Annotated in this window: 17 protein-coding genes and 2 tRNA genes; 11 read left to right on the top strand and 8 right to left on the bottom strand. The window is 71.8% G+C overall.

Features of this window, described 5'->3' with window-relative positions; genetic code table 11:
* Positions 1-28: 28 nt before the first annotated feature.
* Entirely contained in the window at positions 29-1,072 is a 1,044-nt protein-coding gene (gene tsaD, locus JMJ56_RS13645; protein ID WP_202832318.1) for a tRNA (adenosine(37)-N6)-threonylcarbamoyltransferase complex transferase subunit TsaD, read from the bottom strand.
* A gap of 41 nt (positions 1,073-1,113) precedes the next feature.
* Here tsaD and hemC point away from each other — a divergent pair, with 41 nt between their 5' ends.
* The 5 genes from hemC to JMJ56_RS13670 all read left to right on the top strand — a co-directional run bounded on the left by hemC (position 1,114) and on the right by JMJ56_RS13670 (position 5,814).
* A complete protein-coding gene (gene hemC / locus JMJ56_RS13650; protein ID WP_202832319.1) occupies positions 1,114-2,103 on the top strand; it encodes a hydroxymethylbilane synthase in 990 nt (329 codons plus the stop codon).
* The gene (locus JMJ56_RS13655) at positions 2,096-2,839 is read left to right on the top strand and encodes a uroporphyrinogen-III synthase (RefSeq protein WP_202832320.1); all 744 of its coding nucleotides are present in this window, start codon (positions 2,096-2,098) and stop codon (positions 2,837-2,839) included. The genes hemC and JMJ56_RS13655 overlap by 8 nt, the downstream gene beginning before the upstream one ends.
* Positions 2,836-4,356, top strand: a complete 1,521-nt coding sequence (locus JMJ56_RS13660; protein WP_202832321.1) for a COG4223 family protein — start codon at positions 2,836-2,838, stop codon at positions 4,354-4,356. The genes JMJ56_RS13655 and JMJ56_RS13660 overlap by 4 nt, the downstream gene beginning before the upstream one ends.
* A 4-nt stretch (positions 4,357-4,360) precedes the next feature.
* Positions 4,361-5,680: a heme biosynthesis HemY N-terminal domain-containing protein gene (locus tag JMJ56_RS13665; protein WP_202832322.1), complete on the top strand. Its 1,320-nt coding sequence runs from the start codon at positions 4,361-4,363 to the stop codon at positions 5,678-5,680.
* 59 nt (positions 5,681-5,739) lie between these two features.
* Positions 5,740-5,814 (top strand) — tRNA-Thr (locus JMJ56_RS13670).
* Between the two features lie 17 nt (positions 5,815-5,831).
* Here JMJ56_RS13670 and JMJ56_RS13675 read toward each other — a convergent pair.
* Positions 5,832-6,053 carry a hypothetical protein gene (locus JMJ56_RS13675; RefSeq protein ID WP_202832323.1) on the bottom strand — a complete coding sequence of 74 codons (222 nt, stop codon included), beginning with the start codon at positions 6,051-6,053 and terminating at the stop codon, positions 5,832-5,834.
* Positions 6,054-6,279: 226 nt separating this feature from the next.
* On the opposite strand from JMJ56_RS13675, the gene JMJ56_RS13680 reads away from it, so the two are divergent.
* Entirely contained in the window at positions 6,280-6,741 is a 462-nt protein-coding gene (locus JMJ56_RS13680; protein WP_202832324.1) for a hypothetical protein, read from the top strand.
* Here the strand turns inward: JMJ56_RS13680 and JMJ56_RS13685 are convergent.
* From JMJ56_RS13685 to JMJ56_RS13695, 3 genes are all read right to left on the bottom strand, one after another.
* Entirely contained in the window at positions 6,738-7,061 is a 324-nt protein-coding gene (locus JMJ56_RS13685) for a hypothetical protein (protein WP_202832325.1), read from the bottom strand. The genes JMJ56_RS13680 and JMJ56_RS13685 overlap by 4 nt on opposite strands.
* Positions 7,062-7,079: 18 nt before the next feature.
* Positions 7,080-7,280 (bottom strand): hypothetical protein, encoded by a 201-nt coding sequence (locus JMJ56_RS13690; RefSeq protein ID WP_202832326.1) that lies wholly within the window; start codon positions 7,278-7,280, stop codon positions 7,080-7,082.
* Positions 7,281-7,368: 88 nt separating this feature from the next.
* Positions 7,369-7,444, bottom strand: a tRNA-Ala gene (locus JMJ56_RS13695).
* Between the two features lie 127 nt (positions 7,445-7,571).
* Here JMJ56_RS13695 and JMJ56_RS13700 point away from each other — a divergent pair.
* From JMJ56_RS13700 to JMJ56_RS13710, 3 genes are all read left to right on the top strand, one after another.
* Positions 7,572-8,282, top strand: coding sequence for a CoA transferase subunit A (locus tag JMJ56_RS13700; RefSeq protein WP_202832327.1), 711 nt, complete (start codon positions 7,572-7,574; stop codon positions 8,280-8,282).
* A gap of 12 nt (positions 8,283-8,294) precedes the next feature.
* Positions 8,295-8,945 (top strand): CoA transferase subunit B, encoded by a 651-nt coding sequence (locus JMJ56_RS13705; RefSeq protein ID WP_202832328.1) that lies wholly within the window; start codon positions 8,295-8,297, stop codon positions 8,943-8,945.
* 279 nt (positions 8,946-9,224) lie between these two features.
* Positions 9,225-10,127, top strand: coding sequence for a calcium-binding protein (locus JMJ56_RS13710; protein WP_202832329.1), 903 nt, complete (start codon positions 9,225-9,227; stop codon positions 10,125-10,127).
* A gap of 132 nt (positions 10,128-10,259) precedes the next feature.
* Here JMJ56_RS13710 and JMJ56_RS13715 read toward each other — a convergent pair whose 3' ends face one another.
* From JMJ56_RS13715 to JMJ56_RS13725, 3 genes are all read right to left on the bottom strand, one after another.
* Positions 10,260-11,345, bottom strand: coding sequence for an alkene reductase (locus tag JMJ56_RS13715; protein ID WP_202832330.1), 1,086 nt, complete (start codon positions 11,343-11,345; stop codon positions 10,260-10,262).
* A gap of 84 nt (positions 11,346-11,429) precedes the next feature.
* The gene (locus JMJ56_RS13720) at positions 11,430-12,722 is read right to left on the bottom strand and encodes an AmpG family muropeptide MFS transporter (RefSeq protein WP_202832331.1); all 1,293 of its coding nucleotides are present in this window, start codon (positions 12,720-12,722) and stop codon (positions 11,430-11,432) included.
* A gap of 181 nt (positions 12,723-12,903) precedes the next feature.
* Positions 12,904-13,515, bottom strand: a complete 612-nt coding sequence (locus JMJ56_RS13725; protein WP_202832332.1) for a hypothetical protein — start codon at positions 13,513-13,515, stop codon at positions 12,904-12,906.
* Positions 13,516-13,619: 104 nt separating this feature from the next.
* Here JMJ56_RS13725 and JMJ56_RS13730 point away from each other — a divergent pair, with 104 nt between their 5' ends.
* Together JMJ56_RS13730 and JMJ56_RS13735 are read left to right on the top strand one after the other, a co-directional pair.
* Positions 13,620-14,867: an alpha-hydroxy acid oxidase gene (locus JMJ56_RS13730; RefSeq protein WP_236037740.1), complete on the top strand. Its 1,248-nt coding sequence runs from the start codon at positions 13,620-13,622 to the stop codon at positions 14,865-14,867.
* A gap of 55 nt (positions 14,868-14,922) precedes the next feature.
* A complete protein-coding gene (locus JMJ56_RS13735; RefSeq protein WP_202832333.1) occupies positions 14,923-15,729 on the top strand; it encodes a class I SAM-dependent methyltransferase in 807 nt (268 codons plus the stop codon).
* The last annotated feature ends 13 nt before the right edge of the window (positions 15,730-15,742 follow it).

The raw sequence follows: 15,742 nt of genomic DNA on the forward strand, positions 1-15,742 counted from the left end.
GACCCGACCTGCGACCGCCGGCTTCCGCCTATGCCGTGAGCTGGTCGAGCGGCCAGCGTGGCCGTGGCGCATGGCCGAGCGGGTCGGCCAGGCCGCGCCGCAGCCGCTCGACCCCAGCCCAGGCGACCATCACCGCATTGTCGGTGCAGAGCCGGATGGGCGGCGCCACCAGCGCCAGCCCCCGCTCCCCCGCCACGCGGCCGAGCGCCGTGCGGATCGCCGCATTGGCCGCGACGCCGCCGGCGACCACCAGCGCCGTCGCCGCGGGCAGCATGTCGAGCGCATGCCGCGCCCGGTCGGCCAGGACCGCCGCCACCGCCGCCTGGAAGCCGGCGGCGAGGTCGGCCCGATCCCCTGCCGGCAGCGCGCCCGGCGGGTGCCTGGCGACGGCATGGGCAACCGCCGTCTTCAGCCCGCTGAAGGAGAAGTCGCACCCGGCCCGCCCCAGCAGCGGCCGCGGCAGGGCGAAGCGGCGCGGATCGCCGCTCGCCGCCAGCCGCTCCAGCGCCGGCCCGCCCGGCCAGGGCAGGCCGAGCAGCTTGGCCGATTTGTCGAAGGCCTCGCCCACCGCATCGTCGAGCGTGGTACCGAGCCGGCGGTATCGCCCCACCCCCTCCACGGCGACGCATTGGCAATGCCCGCCCGAGAGCAGCAGCAGCAGGTAGGGGAAGCGCGCCCCGCCCTCGACCAGGCCCGGCAGGGTGGCGGTCAGCGCATGCGCCTCCAGGTGGTTCACCGCGACGAAGGGCAGGCCATGGGCGATCGCCAGCCCCTTGCCGAGGCTCGCCCCCACGATCAGCCCACCGATCAGCCCGGGTCCGGAGGTGGCGGCGATGCCGGCGAGGTCGCTGAAGCCGAGCCCCGCCTCCGCCATCACCCGGGCGGCGAGGCCCGGCAGGTGCTCCAGATGGGCCCTCGCCGCGATCTCCGGTACCACGCCGCCGAAGGCCGCATGCTCCTCCAGCTGGCTCAGCACCGCCTCGGCGAGAATCGTCCCATCCGCCCGCAGCACTGCCGCCGCCGTCTCGTCGCAGCTCGATTCCAGGCCCAGCACCGTGGCCGAGGCATCCATCCGTACTTTCCCCTTCCCCGCGGCCGCTCTATGACGCCGCGATGCCGCTCGACGATACCCTCGCCAAGGTTCCGCACCATGGCCGTGCCCTGCCGCTCCGCGTCGGCACGCGCGGCTCGCCGCTGGCGCTGTGGCAGACCCGGCACTTCCTGTCGATCATCACCCACGTCTGCCCTGTGCTGCGCGCGGCCGAGGCCTTCGAGGAGCGGATCATCGCCACCTCCGGCGACCGCATCCAGGACCGGCCGCTGGCGGATATCGGCGGCAAGGGCCTCTTCGCCAAGGAGATCCACGAGGCACTGCTCGACCGGCGGGTCGACTTCGCCGTCCACAGCCTGAAGGACCTGGAGACGCAGCTGCCCGCCGGCATCAGCCTGGCCTGCACCCTGGCGCGTGAGGATGCGCGGGATGCCATCGTGCTCGGCCCCGGCTGCACCCCGCCGGACCCGGCCGACCCCTATGGCTGCCTGCCGGCAGGCGCCCTGATCGGCACCGCCTCCGTCCGGCGACAGTCGCAGATCCTGCATGCCCGGCCCGACCTGCGCTGCGGCGTCATCCGCGGCAATATCCAGACCCGGCTGGGCCGGGTGCGGGCGGGCGACTTCACCGCCTCCTTCCTGGCACTCGCCGGGCTGAAGCGGATGGGGATCGAGCGCGAGGCAGGGGTCGTCCTCGATGCCGAGGCGATGGTCCCGGCCGCTGGCCAGGGCATCGTCGGCATCACCTGCCGCAGCGCGGATGCCGAGCTGCTGGAGCTGCTCTCCGCCATCGAGGATCGCGCCGCGGCGGCGGTCAGCCGGGCCGAGCGGGCACTGCTCGGGGCGCTGGACGGATCGTGCAGGACGCCGATCGGCGGCCATGCCCGGCTGCTGCCGACCGGGGCGCTGCACCTCACCGGCCTCGTCGCCCGGCCGGATGGCAGCTTCCTGCTGAAGCGCTCCGTCACCGGCGCGGCGGCGGATGCGGCCCGGCTCGGCGCCGCCCTCGGCGCGGAGCTGAGGGCCGACAGCCCGGCCGATCTCTTTGCGTGAGGCCGTGCTCGTCACCCGGCCGGAGCCGGGGGCGGAGGAGACGGGGCGCCGCCTCGCCGGCCTCGGCTGGGAGCCGGTGCTGGCCCCTGCCCTGCGTCTTGCCCCTCGCCCCATGGCCGCCCCCGTCGGGGTGCAGGCGCTGTTGCTGACCAGCCGCGCCGCGGCGCGGGCGGTGCGGCCCGGCGCGCTGCCGGCGGGCCTGCCAGCAGACCTGCCGGTGCTCGCCGTCGGCGAGGCGACTGCGGCCGAGGCGCGGCATAGCGGTTTCGTGAAGGCCGAGGCCGCGGCGGGGGATGCCGTCTCGCTGGCGCAACTGGCAGCTGCACGGCTCGACCCGGCGGCCGGTCCGCTGCTGCTGGCGGTTGGCCAGGGATATGGGCTGGAGGTGGCGTCGGCGCTCAGGCAGCGCGGCTTCAGGGTGCAACGCCGGGTTGCCTATGCCGCCGCCCCGGCGCCCGGCCTGCCCGACCGGGCCAGGAAAGCCCTGGCCGATGGACGGGTCGTTGCTGCGCTGTTCTTCTCGCCGCGTTCGGCCCATTGTGCCATCTCCCTGTTCCACGAGGCCGGGCTGGCCGAAACCGCTGCGTCGGTCATGGCGTTGGCGTTGAGCCCCAGGGTCGCGGCGGCGCTGCGAGCAGCACCCGCCCCTCTGGCGTGGCGCGCCGTGCAGGTCGCCGACCGGCCCGACCAGGACTCGCTTCTGCAACTGCTCGGACCCAGGTTAGCGAAACGATGAGCAAAGCTCCCGACCCGAAGCCGAAGGCCTCGCGCGCCGCCGCGCCCAACCGGCCGCCGAGCGAATCCCCCGTCACCACGCCCGCCATCCCGCCGGGCGCCGCCCCGGCGGTGAGGGCGGAACCCATCCCGGTTGCTGCCGGCATCACGCCGCCCGCGGCGCCTCCCGCACCGGCTGCCGCCGCGGCACCCGCTGCCGCGCCCGCATCAGCCTCCATCACGGCCCCGGCTCCAAAACCGGCGATGGCCTCGCCGCCGCCGCCACCCCCTCCCCCACCACGGAATTCACCATTGAACCAGCCTGAACCGCAGCCTTTCATCGGCAAGCGAATCGACCCGGCGGCGATCGTGATCGGCATCGGCGGCGCGGTGCTGGTGCTGGCCCTCTGGTGGCTGCTGACGACGCCCCGCTCCTCGCAGGAAGCCAGCGTCGATCCCGCGCGCGTGGCGCAGATCGAGCAGCGGGTGACCGCGCTCGACGGGTTGCGCGGCGAGGTCGGCGCGCTGAACGGACGCATCCAGCAGGTCCAGCCGCTGGAGGCGCGCATCAAAAGCCTCGAGGAGCGGCCGGTGGCGACCGACACCCGCCCGATCGAGACCCGCCTCGCCGCGCTGGGCGAACAGGTGGCGGCAAATGAGCGCAACTCCGGCCAGGCCAATGAGCGCGACACCGCGGTGGAGCGCCGGGTGCAGGCGCTGGAGGCGCGGCCCACCGTCGATCCCGCCGGCTTCGCCCCGCGCGACGCGGTCGAGCAGATGTCCGGCCGTGTCGAGCGGCTGACCGAGCGCGTCGAGCAGCAGGCCGGCAGCCTCGATGGCCGCTTGCAGGACCAGGCCCGCGCTGCCGAAGGGCGCCTCGCCGCGCAGGACAAGGCCGTGCAGGACCGGCTCGGGGCGCTGGAGGGCACGCTCAACCAGCGCATCGCGGCGCTGGAGGGCACGCTCAACCAGCGCATCGCGGCGCTGGAGGGGACGCTTGGCCAGCGCATGGCCGCGCTGGAGCAGGCGCAGCAGCGGCTGGCGGCGATTGAGGGGCGCACCGCCCGCCTCGCCGCCATCGACGGGCTGCGCAGCGCGCTGACGGCCGGGCAGCCGCTCGGCGCGGCGCTCGGGCGCATCGACCAGCCGCCGCAGGCGCTCTCCCGCTTCGCCCAGGCGGCGCCGCCGACCGAGGCTTCGCTCCGCCTTTCCTTCGAGGATGCGGCCAAGGCCGCGCGCGCCGCCTCCGATGCCGCGCAGGGGCCGGACGGCAGCCGCGGCGGCGTGGTGGACAGCGCCCTCTCCCGCCTCGGCGGGCTGGTGACGGTCCGCCGCGGCGACCAGGTGGTCTGGGGTGATGCGGCGGAGGCCGAAATCGAGCGCGCCCGGCGCGCGCTGGAGGCCGGGGATATTGAGATGAGCCTACAGCATATCGACAAGCTGCCGCCGCAGGCGCGGCAGGCCATGCAGGGCTGGGCCGACCAGGCCCGGGCGCTGATCGCGGCGCGCGCGGCGCTCCGCCAGCTGGCGGCGGGCTGAGCCGATGGCCCGCGCGATCTGGGTGCTGCTGCTCCTCGGCATCGGCACCGCCGCCGCCATGTGGCTCGCGGAGCTTGGCGGCACCGTCGAGATCAAGGTGGGGGATGCCTGGATCGGCACCAGCTTCCCCATCGCCCTGCTGGTCCTCTGCCTCGCTTTCCTGGTGCTGCACGGCATCCTCAGCCTGATCGGCGCGATCCGCCGCTGGCCGGGGCGGGCGCGCAACAAGCGCGCCTGGCGCCGCCGGCATGACGGCGACGCGGCGCTGACGCGGGCGCTGGTCGCGCTCTCGGCCGGCACCGCCGAGGCGGCGCGGCTCGAGGTGCGGAAGGCCCGCAAGCTGCTCGGCGACACGCCGCAGACCCTGCTGCTGGCCGCCGAGGCGGAGCGCCTCTCCGGCCATGACGAGGCGGCCGCCGCCGTCTTTCGCCAGCTCGCCGAGCGCGACGATGCGCGCTTCATCGGCCTGCGCGGCCTGCTGCGGCAGGCGATGGCGCGGGGCGACTGGAATGCCGCGCTGGCCCTGGCCAAGGAAGCCGAGGCGGTGCAGCCCGGCGCCTCCTGGTTGCGGGAGGAGCGGGCGCAGCTCGCTCTCCAGACGCGCAATTGGCGGGAGGCGCTGAGCCTGGCGCCGAAGGAGGCGCCTCGCGCGCCGCTCGCCCTGGCCGCGGCCGGGCAGGAGCCGGATGGAGCCAAGGCGGCGGAGCTGGAGCGGCAGGCCTTCCAGGCCGACGCCACCTTTGCCCCGGCGGCCATAGCCCATTCCAGGCGGCTGCGCGGCGAGGGCAGCCCGCGCCGCGCCAAGGGCGTGCTGGAGGAGGCTTGGGCGGCCACGCCGCACCCGGACCTCGCTGAACCCTATCTCGCCGACGAACCGGACCCGCTGGCGCGGGTGAAGGCGGTGGAGATGCTGATCCGCCGCAACCCGACCGCGGCCGAGAGCCGGCTGCTGCTGGCGCGCGTCTCGCTGGCCGCCGGCCTGACAGGCCGGGCACGGGGCGCGCTGGAGGCGGTGGTGAAGTCGGGCGAGGCGGACCGGCGGGCCTATCTGCTGCTGGCGGAGCTGGAGGAGGCGGAGCATGGCGAAACCGCCGAATCCCGCGCCGCGCAGGCCCGCTGGCTGCGCGAGGCTGCCGGCGCCCGGCCGGAGCCGCGCTGGCGCTGCGGGCATTGCGGGACCGAGCATCGCCGCTGGGCGCCGGTCTGCGAGGCCTGCGACACTGCCGGCCGCATAGCCTGGACGGCGGAGCCGGCGGCGGAGCGGGATGCGGCGCCGGTTGGCGCGCGGGCGATCAGCGGGCCGTTGCAAGCCGTGACTGGCTGACCTGCGCGAAGGGTGTTGCCGTGGCGGGCGGGCGCGGGTATTGAGCGCCCGTCTGCGTTGCCGACATAGCTCAGCGGTAGAGCAACTGATTCGTAATCAGTAGGTCCCCAGTTCAATCCTGGGTGTCGGCACCAGACTTCCCCTTGATTGGTTATGCGGCGATGGACGTGGCGGATTCGCCGGCTTCCAGCGTGCGCAGGGCGGCTTGCCCGGCCTTCCAGGCATCTTCCGCATGGGCGAAGCCGGTGGTGGCGCGCAGCACGAGGGTTTCCGAATCCGAGCGGTGGATGGTCCAGCCCCAACGGCGTGGTGCGCGGCCCTGGACCTCAACCTTCACATAGCCATGAAAACGTTTATGGCGCTCGGCGTGCATAGCAATCTCCTGGGGGGTCCGGATGAGGTGCTGTCGGCGTTCGTCGCAGCAGCAACCTCAGGATGATTACGCTGCAGCGCGGCATACCGCTATGCGTTGATCAGTCACTTCGGTGTCAGGTCGATGCGTATTCGTCACGCGTAACGGCGTCCTCTGTTAAGAACCGAGTGATGCAGCTGGTGGATATCATCAACCTGAGATTGTCACCCTCCGGAATGAGCACGCCATGCCGTTGTTCGGCCTGATCCCCCTCCCAACCGCGGCAGAGGCCACGGAATGGTCGGCGAGCACTTATCGCGGTCCCTGCTACGTCATGGCGTCGGATGAACGCCGGGCGCGGCTCTATGCCGCGAGCTTCTTCGCCCGACCGGATGCGGCGCGGCTGGATTCCGGGCTTCAGGTGGAGTCGCCCTGGGTGCGGCCGCGAATGGTCGCGTTGCAGCTCACCTTCCGGCATGTCGACCGCTCGGCGCCGGAGGGCACGGTCGTCGTGCCGGAGGCACGCGAGGCAATCGTCCTGCCGCAAACACGCAGGGCTGCGGTCTTGCCGCAGGCGCGCGGGGCGACGGTCCTGCCGCAGGCAGGCGGGGCGACGGGGCTGCCTGCGGCAGGCGGGGCGGCTGTCCTGCCGCAGCACTGCGGGGCCAAGGTGGTGTCGCTGTCGGAGTGGCGGGCGCTGCGGGGCTAGGTCTCGGCTGCCAGGGCGGCCTCGGCGCGCAACAGGGCACCGCACATCGCCAACGGCAAGGTGCAGGCCCATTGGCGGTGCAGCAGGCCGCCATCGGTCCGGCGACAGGCCATGTGGACGCGGTCGCCGGAGCGGATGGGAGCAAGCCAGGCATAGCGCTGCGGCAACAGGCCCCAGGCGAGGTTGGCCTGCCGCGTGTAGGGCAGCACATCGCCTTCGAGGGCAAGGGCGAGGTGAAGGCTGAGATCGGCGCCACCACCGCCGCGCTCGACCTGGCCGAGGCGGTCCGCGAGGTAAAGCAATTCCTCGGCGCGGGTCACATCACGCCCGGCACGGGGTCAGCCTTGCGTCTTGTGGCCAGGGCGATTGTGCGTCGACTTGTCGCTGCCACTGCCGGAGATGTCGCGCTGCTTGTCGCCCTTGCCGCCGCTGGCGGAGGAGCTGCCGGAACCGGTGGCGGTGCCGCCGGCATTGCTCGTGCCGCCTTCGCCGGAATGGTGCTCGGCGGCGCGGCGGTTGTCCTGCTTGGCGGTACTCATCGCGTCCTCCCCATATGGGATGAGGGACGAACCGGGATGGGTGGGGGAGGTTCCTGCCGAAGGCTCAACGGCCCCGCGGCGAGGTTCCTGGTGGAGCCAGGCGGAATCGAACCGCCGACCTCTTGAATGCCATTCAAGCGCTCTCCCAACTGAGCTATGGCCCCCCAGGAAGGAGGCGCCGTATAGCGGTGCCCGGCAGGGTGCGCAAGCCCCTCCGCGCCTCTTTCCCGCGATCATCGACACGACTAGGTTGCGGCCACGATATCCGCCGCAGGCAGGGAGCTGGCGCCCATGGGGAAGGTCTATAGCGACGCGAAGGAGGCCCTGGCCGGGACGCTGCGCGACGGCATGATGATCATGTCCGGCGGGTTCGGGCTGTGTGGCATTCCCTCGCTGCTGATCGAGGCGATTCGCGACAGCGGCGTGAAGGATCTGACCATCGTCTCGAACAATGCGGGCATCGACGATGCGGGGCTCGGCCTGCTGCTGCAGACGCGGCAGGTGCGGAAGATGATCAGCAGCTATGTCGGCGAGAACAAGACCTTCGCCGAGCAGTACCTGGCCGGGCAGCTCGAGATCGAGTTCAACCCGCAGGGCACGCTGGCCGAGCGCATCCGGGCCGGCGGCGCGGGCATCCCCGCCTTCTACACCAAGACGGGCGTGGGGACGAAGGTCGCCGAGGGCAAGCCGACGGCGGAGTTCGACGGCGAGACCTATGTGATGGAGCGCGGCCTCGTCGCCGACCTCGCCATCATCCATGCCTGGAAGGGCGACACCGAGGGCAACCTCGTCTATCGGAAGACGGCGCGGAACTTCAATCCGATGATGGCGACGGCGGCGCGGATGACGGTCGCGCAGGTGGAGCGCATCGTGGAGGCGGGCGACATCGACCCGGACCACATCGTCACGCCGGGCATCTTCGTGAAGCGGATGATCGAGTGCCCGGCCGGTTTCGAGAAGCGGATCGAGCAGCGCACCACGCGCAAGCGCGTTTTGGCCTGAGGGAGAGCGACGATGCCCTGGACGCGTGACAAGATGGCCGCCCGCGCGGCGGCGGAGCTCGAGGACGGCTTCTACGTCAATCTCGGCATCGGCATCCCGACGCTGGTGGCGAACCACGTGCCGTCCGGCATGAGCGTGCAGCTGCAGAGCGAGAACGGGATGCTGGGCCTCGGGCCGTTCCCCTACGAGGGGGACGAGGATCCGGACCTCATCAATGCCGGCAAGCAGACCATCACCGAGCTGCGGACGAGCAGCTATTTCTCGAGCGCCGACAGCTTCGCCATGATCCGCGGCGGACATATCGACCTGTCGATCCTCGGCGCCCTGCAAGTGGCGGCGAATGGCGACCTCGCCAACTGGATGATCCCCGGCAAGATGGTGAAGGGGATGGGCGGGGCGATGGACCTCGTCGCCGGGGTGAAGAAGGTGGTGGTGCTGATGGAGCACACTGCGGGCGGCAAGCCGAAGCTGCTGCGCGAATGCTCGCTGCCGCTGACGGGGGCGCGGGTGGTGGACATGGTCATCACCGAGCTTGGGGTGTTCGAGATCGCTCGGAAGGGCGAGACAGAGGTGAAGCTGGTCGAACTGGCGCCGGAGGTGACGCTGGAGGAGATCACGGCGAAGACCGAGGCGGGGTTCACCGTGGCGCTGCGGAATGGTTGAAGCCGGATAAGAACGGCTCAAGCGGCCTCAATTCCGGGGCCTGGGAACCGGGCCAAGTCTTTGACTGGGCTCCGTTTTCCTGGCGTCGCTTGAAGTTTTTAGGGATTTAGGGCGTCGCGCCGGTGCGGCGCGACGCGGCTCGCCGGGCGGGCGAGATGAAGTTCCTGCTTGCAACCCAAAGTAACGATTCCTTGTTCAGGAAATCCGTGACTGGGAATGGATCAAGATGTCCAATCCTCGACCGGAGGGTGAAACCCTCCGGCGAGAGGAAACACCAGAATGTCGTATCTTCCCGGCACGCAGGCCGATGACACCTTGCGTGGTACGATCGGCAGCGACCTCATCCTCGGTCACCAGGGCGACGATGTCCTCTTCGGGCGGGCGGGCAGCGATGTCCTGCTCGGCGGGGCCGGCAACGACTTCATCGCCGGCGACAACTACTTCCTGCTGACGGAGCCTTACGCCTCCGCGAATTATGGCCCGATCCTGGGCTCGACGCCGGGGCCGGGCAACAACCTCATCCTCGGCGGTGCCGGGGATGACACCGTGCTGGCGGGCTATGGGGCGAACACGGTGTTCGGCGGGGCCGGCGACGACTCGATCATGGGCTATGGCACCATCCCGAGCCACGACATGGAGCTGTACGAAGCCTTGCCGCAGCACCTGCATGGCGGCGCGGGCAACGACTTCATCCGGGGCAGCTCGAGCGACGACCTGCTGGCGGGCGGGGCCGGGCGTGACACGCTGCAGGGCAGCACCGGAGTGGATGCGCTGGTCGGCGGCGGGGGGCGGGACGTGTTCATGTTCGGCTACCTGGCAACCTATGGGGGGGCGCGGGATACCGCGGTCGGGCCGGCGGAGCGGGACATCATCCGCGACTTCCATCACGGGCAGGACGTGATCGACATCTCGGGCTACTACAACCACCACGCGCCGCCCAGGGGGCAGCCGGCGGGGATCTTCCTTGGCACGGGCGACTTCGTGGTGAGCTATGCCATGCAGGCGCGCTACGACATCGAGGACGGGAACACGATCATCAAGATCTCGGCGCCGAACGGCTTCCGCAACGTGGACGACCCGCCGGAGAAGCCGACGACCTATTGGCAGGAGATCGAGCTGACCGGCATCCACCACCTGACGGCCAGCGACTTCATCCTGCCCGACAGCCTCGGGCCCTTCTGAGGCAAGGATATATTCCTATACCCTTGGCCCGGACGTTTTGCAAGCGCAAAGTCAGGCCGGGGTCCGGGGGGACGCCTGTCCCCCCGGTGGGGTTGGACGCACTGCGTCCGACGGGGGGCCTGGCCCCCAGCCTTACGCCGCCTTCCGCGTCAGCGCCGGGTAGTCGGTGTAGCCGTGCTCGTCGCCGCCGTAGAAGGTCTCCTTCTGCGGCACGGCCAGCGGGGCGCCGGTGTGGAGGCGCTCGACGAGGTCCGGGTTGGCGATGAAGGGGCGGCCGAAGGCGATGGCATCCGCCCTCCCCTTGGCCAGCGCGGCCTGGGCCAGCGGCAGGTCGTAGCCGTTATTCGCCATGTAGGCGCCGCGGAAGGCGCGGCGGAGGGCGCCGAAGTCGAAGCCGCCCGCGTCGCGGGAGCCACCGGTCGCGCCCTCGACCACATGGAGGTAGGCGAGGTTGAAGGGGGCGAGGGCCGCGACGGCGTGGCCGAAGAGCGCCTGCGGGTTGCTGTCGCGGATGTCGTTGGCGGGCGAGATCGGGGAGAGGCGCAAGCCGACGCGCTCGCCGCCCCAGACGGAGGTGACGGCCTCGGTCACTTCGAGCAGGAGGCGGGTGCGATTCTCGATGCTGCCGCCGTAGCGGTCCGTCCGCTGGTTGGTGCCGTCGCGGAGGAACTGGTCGATCAGGTAGCCATTGGCGCCATGGATCTCGACGCCGTCGAAGCCGGCCTCCTGCGCGTTGCGGGCAGCGCGGCGGTAGTCCTCGACGATGCCGGGGATCTCGTCCGTCTCGAGCGCGCGAGGGGTGACGAAGGGGGCGAAGCCGCTTTCGGTGAAGGCCTGGCCTTCCGGCTTGATCGCCGAGGGGGCGACGGGGAGCGCGCCGCCGGGCTGCAGGCTGGGATGCGAGATGCGGCCGACATGCCAGAGCTGGAGGACGATGCGGCCACCGGCCTGGTGGACGGCCTCGGTCACCTGGTGCCAGCCGGCGACCTGCTGCTCCGTGACGATGCCGGGCGTGTAGGCGTAGCCCTGGCCCTGCTGGCTGATCTGCGTGGCCTCGGCGATGATGAGGCCTGCGGTCGCACGCTGGGCGTAGTAGGTGGCGTTCATCGGGCCGGGGATGCCGGCGCTGCCGGTGCGGCTGCGGGTCAGCGGCGCCATGACCACGCGGTTCCCCAGGTCGATCGCGCCGAGGCGCACGGGCTGGAAGAGGTCGGACATCGGGCAGGCACTCTCATGTTGCGTTGCAGCGAGAGGTGGGCAGGCCCGGTGGATGGTCCAATGCGTCGTGTCGATACCGGCTATTCACGGGTTGGATAGAACGACTTCGGCTGGTGGCGGGGCTTCGCGTGGCGGCAGGCGGCGCAGCAGCCAGAGCATGATCGCCATGGCCGGCAGCGCGGCGACCGTCGTCATCAGGAAGAAGACGGGCCAGTCGAGCCAGGCGGCGAGGAAGCCTGAGCCGCCGCCGAGGGTGCGCGTGGCGAAGGCCGCCAGCGAGGAGAGCAGCGCGTATTGCGTGGCGCTGAAGGCCCGGTTGGTCAAGCTCGAGAGATAGGCGAGGAAGGCGGCGTCGGCCATGCCGTCGGTGAAGTTCTCGATGCCAACCTGGGCCCAGAGCAGCGGCAGGTCGTGGCCCGCAAGCGCCAGCGCGACATACATCAGGTTGGAGAGCATCTGGCCGAAGCCGGTCAGCACCAGGGCGCGGGCGATGCCGAGCCGGCGGATCAGCCAGCCGCCGGCCAGCGCGCCGGCGAGGATGGCCAGCAGGCCGAAGACGTTGTTGATCGCCGCCAGCTCCAGCCGGGTGAAGCCGAGCTGGGCGTAGAAGGGCTGGGTCATCACGCCGGCCAGCGCCTCGCCGAGCTTGAAGAGCACGACGAAGAGCAGGATCGCCAGCCAGTGCCGGCGCTGCATGAAGTCGAGGAAGGGGTCGATGATGGCGGCGCGGAGGCGGCCGCCGGGAGCCGTCGTCGCCAGCCGAGGCGGGGCGGCGGGCTCGGGGGCGAGGAGGACGGCGAGCAGGCCGATGCCGAGGAGCGCGGCGCAGAGGCCGTAGCCGAGGGCCCAGCCGCCCAATTCCGTCACGGCGAGGGCGCCGGCGCCGCTGGCCAGCAGCGCGCCGCGATAGCCCCAGACATAAAGGGCGAGGCCGTAGCCCTGCTCGTTCTCTTCCAGCAGGTCGATGCGGTAGGCATCGACCACGACATCCTGGCTGGCGGAAAGAAAGGCGACGAGGGCGGCGAGGGCGAAGGTGGCGGCGTAGCCGGTGGGGCCCGGCGTCGTCAGGCCGAGGGCGGCGATGGCGAGGATCAGCGCCGGCTGGATGCAGGCGAGCCAGCCGCGGCGGCGGCCGAGGGCGCGGAAGAAGGGCGGGGCGAGCTGGTCCAGCGCCGGGGCCCAGAGGAATTTCAGCGTATACGCCAAGCCAAGGGAGGCGGTGAGGCCGATCAGCTCCACCGAGAGCCCCTGCTCCGACAGCCAGCGGCGCAGCGTGGCGGCGGTCAGCGGCAGGGGAATGCCGGAGGCGAAGCCGAGGGCGAGCAGCACGAGGTATCGGCGGTCGCGCCACCAGGCGGAGGGAGCGGGATGCGGCATGCATCCCGGCTAGCAGAAGCACGGGCGGCTCGCCATGGCGGTGCGGGGCCGTGGCAAGGGACCGGAAAGGAAGCGCGCCGGTCGCCAAGCGGGGCGGTGGCCGGCGGGCTTCGGAACACTTCGCAAGGCCGGCCCGCGCCCCGCCTTCCGCGGCAGAGCCGCGAAGCGGTTCAGCGGGCCATCAGGGGCGGCCGCCGCCGCCACCGCCGCCACCGCCGCCCTGGCCACGGGGCGAGCCGAGGCGGTCCTGGCGGTCCAGCTCCTGCGCGGCGAAGGCGGTGGCGGCGGCGACGCGCGGCAGGTTGGGGAGGTTCGACAGGCGCTGGAGGGTGGCGGCGCCGCCGGCGGGGAAGGCGGGGTTGGAGAGGACGCGCTCGGCCGCGGCCTGGTCGCCGGCATTGATGGCGCGGGAGGCGGCGTAGAGCGACTGCACCACCGGCTGGGCCTGGGCATTGGGGGCGATGCCGATGGCCGGGCGAAGCTCATTCAGCCCATCCGTGAAGAGCGGGCCGATGGGGCCGTTGAAGCCGCGCCAGCGCGGGCCATAGGGCAGCTCGGTCGCCAGGTATTCGTAATTGGCGACGGCGCGGGCGGCGGCGGCGGGGTTGCCGGCGAGGCTCGACGGATTGCCGAAGGCATAGGAAGTGCCGATGACCGCCGAGCGGGTCGGGTCGCCGGCACCCTGGACGGAATCGGGGGGCAGGGTGGCGTAGCCCTGGGGCGGCTGGTCGGGGGTCACGCAGCCGGCGAGGAGGGCGAGCGTCGCCAGGAGGGGGAGGGTCGGGCGGGGCATTGGCGGTTCCTCTTTTGGACCTTCAGCGCGGGGCGGGGCGGCAGGTTGCCTTCCGCGGCTTTGGCGTGAAGATGTGGTGCAAGCAACGAGATGGGAGGGGCGGCATGAGCAGCACAGTGGCGGAGACGCCGGCCGCGCGGCTGCGCCGGCGCTTCCCAAGCTTCGATGATCTGCAGCGGCGGGCGCGCCGGCGGGTGGCGCGCTTCGCCTATGACTTCGTCGCGGGTGGCGTGGGTGACGGGGCGCCGAATGTCGCGCATAACCGGGCGGCGATGGATGCGGTGCGGATCGTGCCGCGCTATGCGCTCGACGTCTCGGCCGTCTCGGTGCGGACGGAGCTGTTCGGGCGGGTCTACAACGCGCCGGTGGGCGTGGCGCCGATGGGCAATATCGGCATGGTCTGGCCGGGGGCGGATGCGATCCTGGCCGCGGCGGCGCAGCGGGCGGGCATCCCCTATGTCTCCTCGACGGTCGCCAATGTCGGGATGAAGGAGCTGGCGCGGATCGCGCCGGATGTCTTCTGGTTCCAGCTCTATGGGTTGCCGGGGGAGAACCATGCGCTCTCTTTCGATCTGATCCGGCGGGCGGAGGCGGTGGGGGCGCATGCGCTGGTCGTCACCCTCGACGTGCCGGCACGGCAGAAGCGGGTGCATGACGTGCGCAACGGGCTGGTGATGCCCTTCCGCTACCGGCCGCGCACCGTGTTCGACATCGCGCGGGCGCCGCTCTGGGCGATGGCCTCTCTCAGGGCGGGGCTGCCGAGCTTCCCCAACATGCGGGCCTATGCCGGCGAGGGGGCGGGGCTCGCCGAGATGGCGGGCTTCGTGCAGCGGAACATGGTGACGGGTGTGACCTGGGAGGACATCGCCCGCTTCCGTGAGGCCTGGCCAAGGGCGCTGGTGGTGAAGGGGTTGCAGCACCCGGAGGATGCGGAGCGGGCGGTGCGGCTCGGCGTCGACGGCATCTGGGTGTCGAACCATGGGGGGCGGCAATTCGACGCGGCGCCGGCCTCGATCGACACAGTGCCGGCGATCGCAGCGCAGGTGGCGGGCCGGGCGAAGGTGCTGTTCGACGGGTCAATCCGCTCGGGGCTGGATGTGCTGCGGGCGGTGGCGGTGGGGGCGGATATGGGATTTGCGGGGCGGGCCTTCCTCTATGCGGTGGCGGCGCTTGGCGAGGCAGGAGGCGACCATGCGGCGGCGGCCTTCGCCGAGGAGGTGCGGGGGACCTTCGCCCAGGCAGGCGTGCTGAGCGTGGCCGATGCACCGCGGGCGACGGTGCTGCATCCCGGCGCGGTCAGGTTCGAGCCGCCAAGGAATGCGCCGGGGCAGGCTGCGATCAATCCTGGCTGAAGATGCGCCGGAGGACGCGGCGTGCGGCATGATCGGCGGCGGGGAGGCTGCCGCCATGGATGCCGATCGGAATTTCCGGGGCTCTGTCCCGGCGCTGTACGACCGCTATCTCGGCCCGATGATCTTCGCGCCCTATGCGGAAGACATGGCGGCGCGGCTGGCGGGGTTGGCCGAGGGACATCTGCTGGAGACGGCGGCGGGGACGGGCATCGTCACGCGGGCGCTTGATGCGGTGCTGCCGCCGGGTGTCGGCATCGTGGCGACGGACCTCAACCAGCCGATGCTCGACCATGCGGCGGGGCAGGCTGCCTCCGCGCGGGTGAGCTGGCGGCAGGCGGATGCGCAGGCGCTGCCCTTCCCCGATGGGATGTTCGATGCCGTGGTCTGCCAGTTCGGGGTGATGTTCTTCCCCGACAAGGCGCGGGCCTTCGCCGAGGCGCATCGGGTGCTGAAGCCGGGCGGGCGCCTGCTGTTCAGCGTCTGGGACCGGATCGAGGCGAATGACTTCGCCGATGCGGTGGTGAAGGCCGTGGCGGGGCTGTTCCCGGATGATCCGCCGATGTTCCTGGTGCGGACGCCGCATGGGCATCACGAACTGGCGCCGCTCTGCGCGCTGCTGCGGGAGGTTGGGTTTGGGGCGGTCGAAGAGGAGGCCGTCGAGCGGGAGAGCCGGGCGGCGGAGGCGCGGGCTGTTGCCATCGGCTTCTGCCAGGGGACGCCGATGCGGGGCGAGATCGAGGCGCAGGGCGACGGGGCGCTGACGGCGGCGACGGAGGCTGCGGCCAAGGCCGTCGCGGCAAGGTTCGGCGAGGGGCCGGTCGTCGGGCGGATCAAGGCGAAGGTGGTGACGGCGGTGCGGTAGGGTGGCTTCCCTG

It is taken from the genome of Belnapia arida (genome assembly GCF_016773205.1).
Classification (GTDB): Bacteria; Pseudomonadota; Alphaproteobacteria; order Acetobacterales; family Acetobacteraceae; genus Belnapia; species Belnapia arida.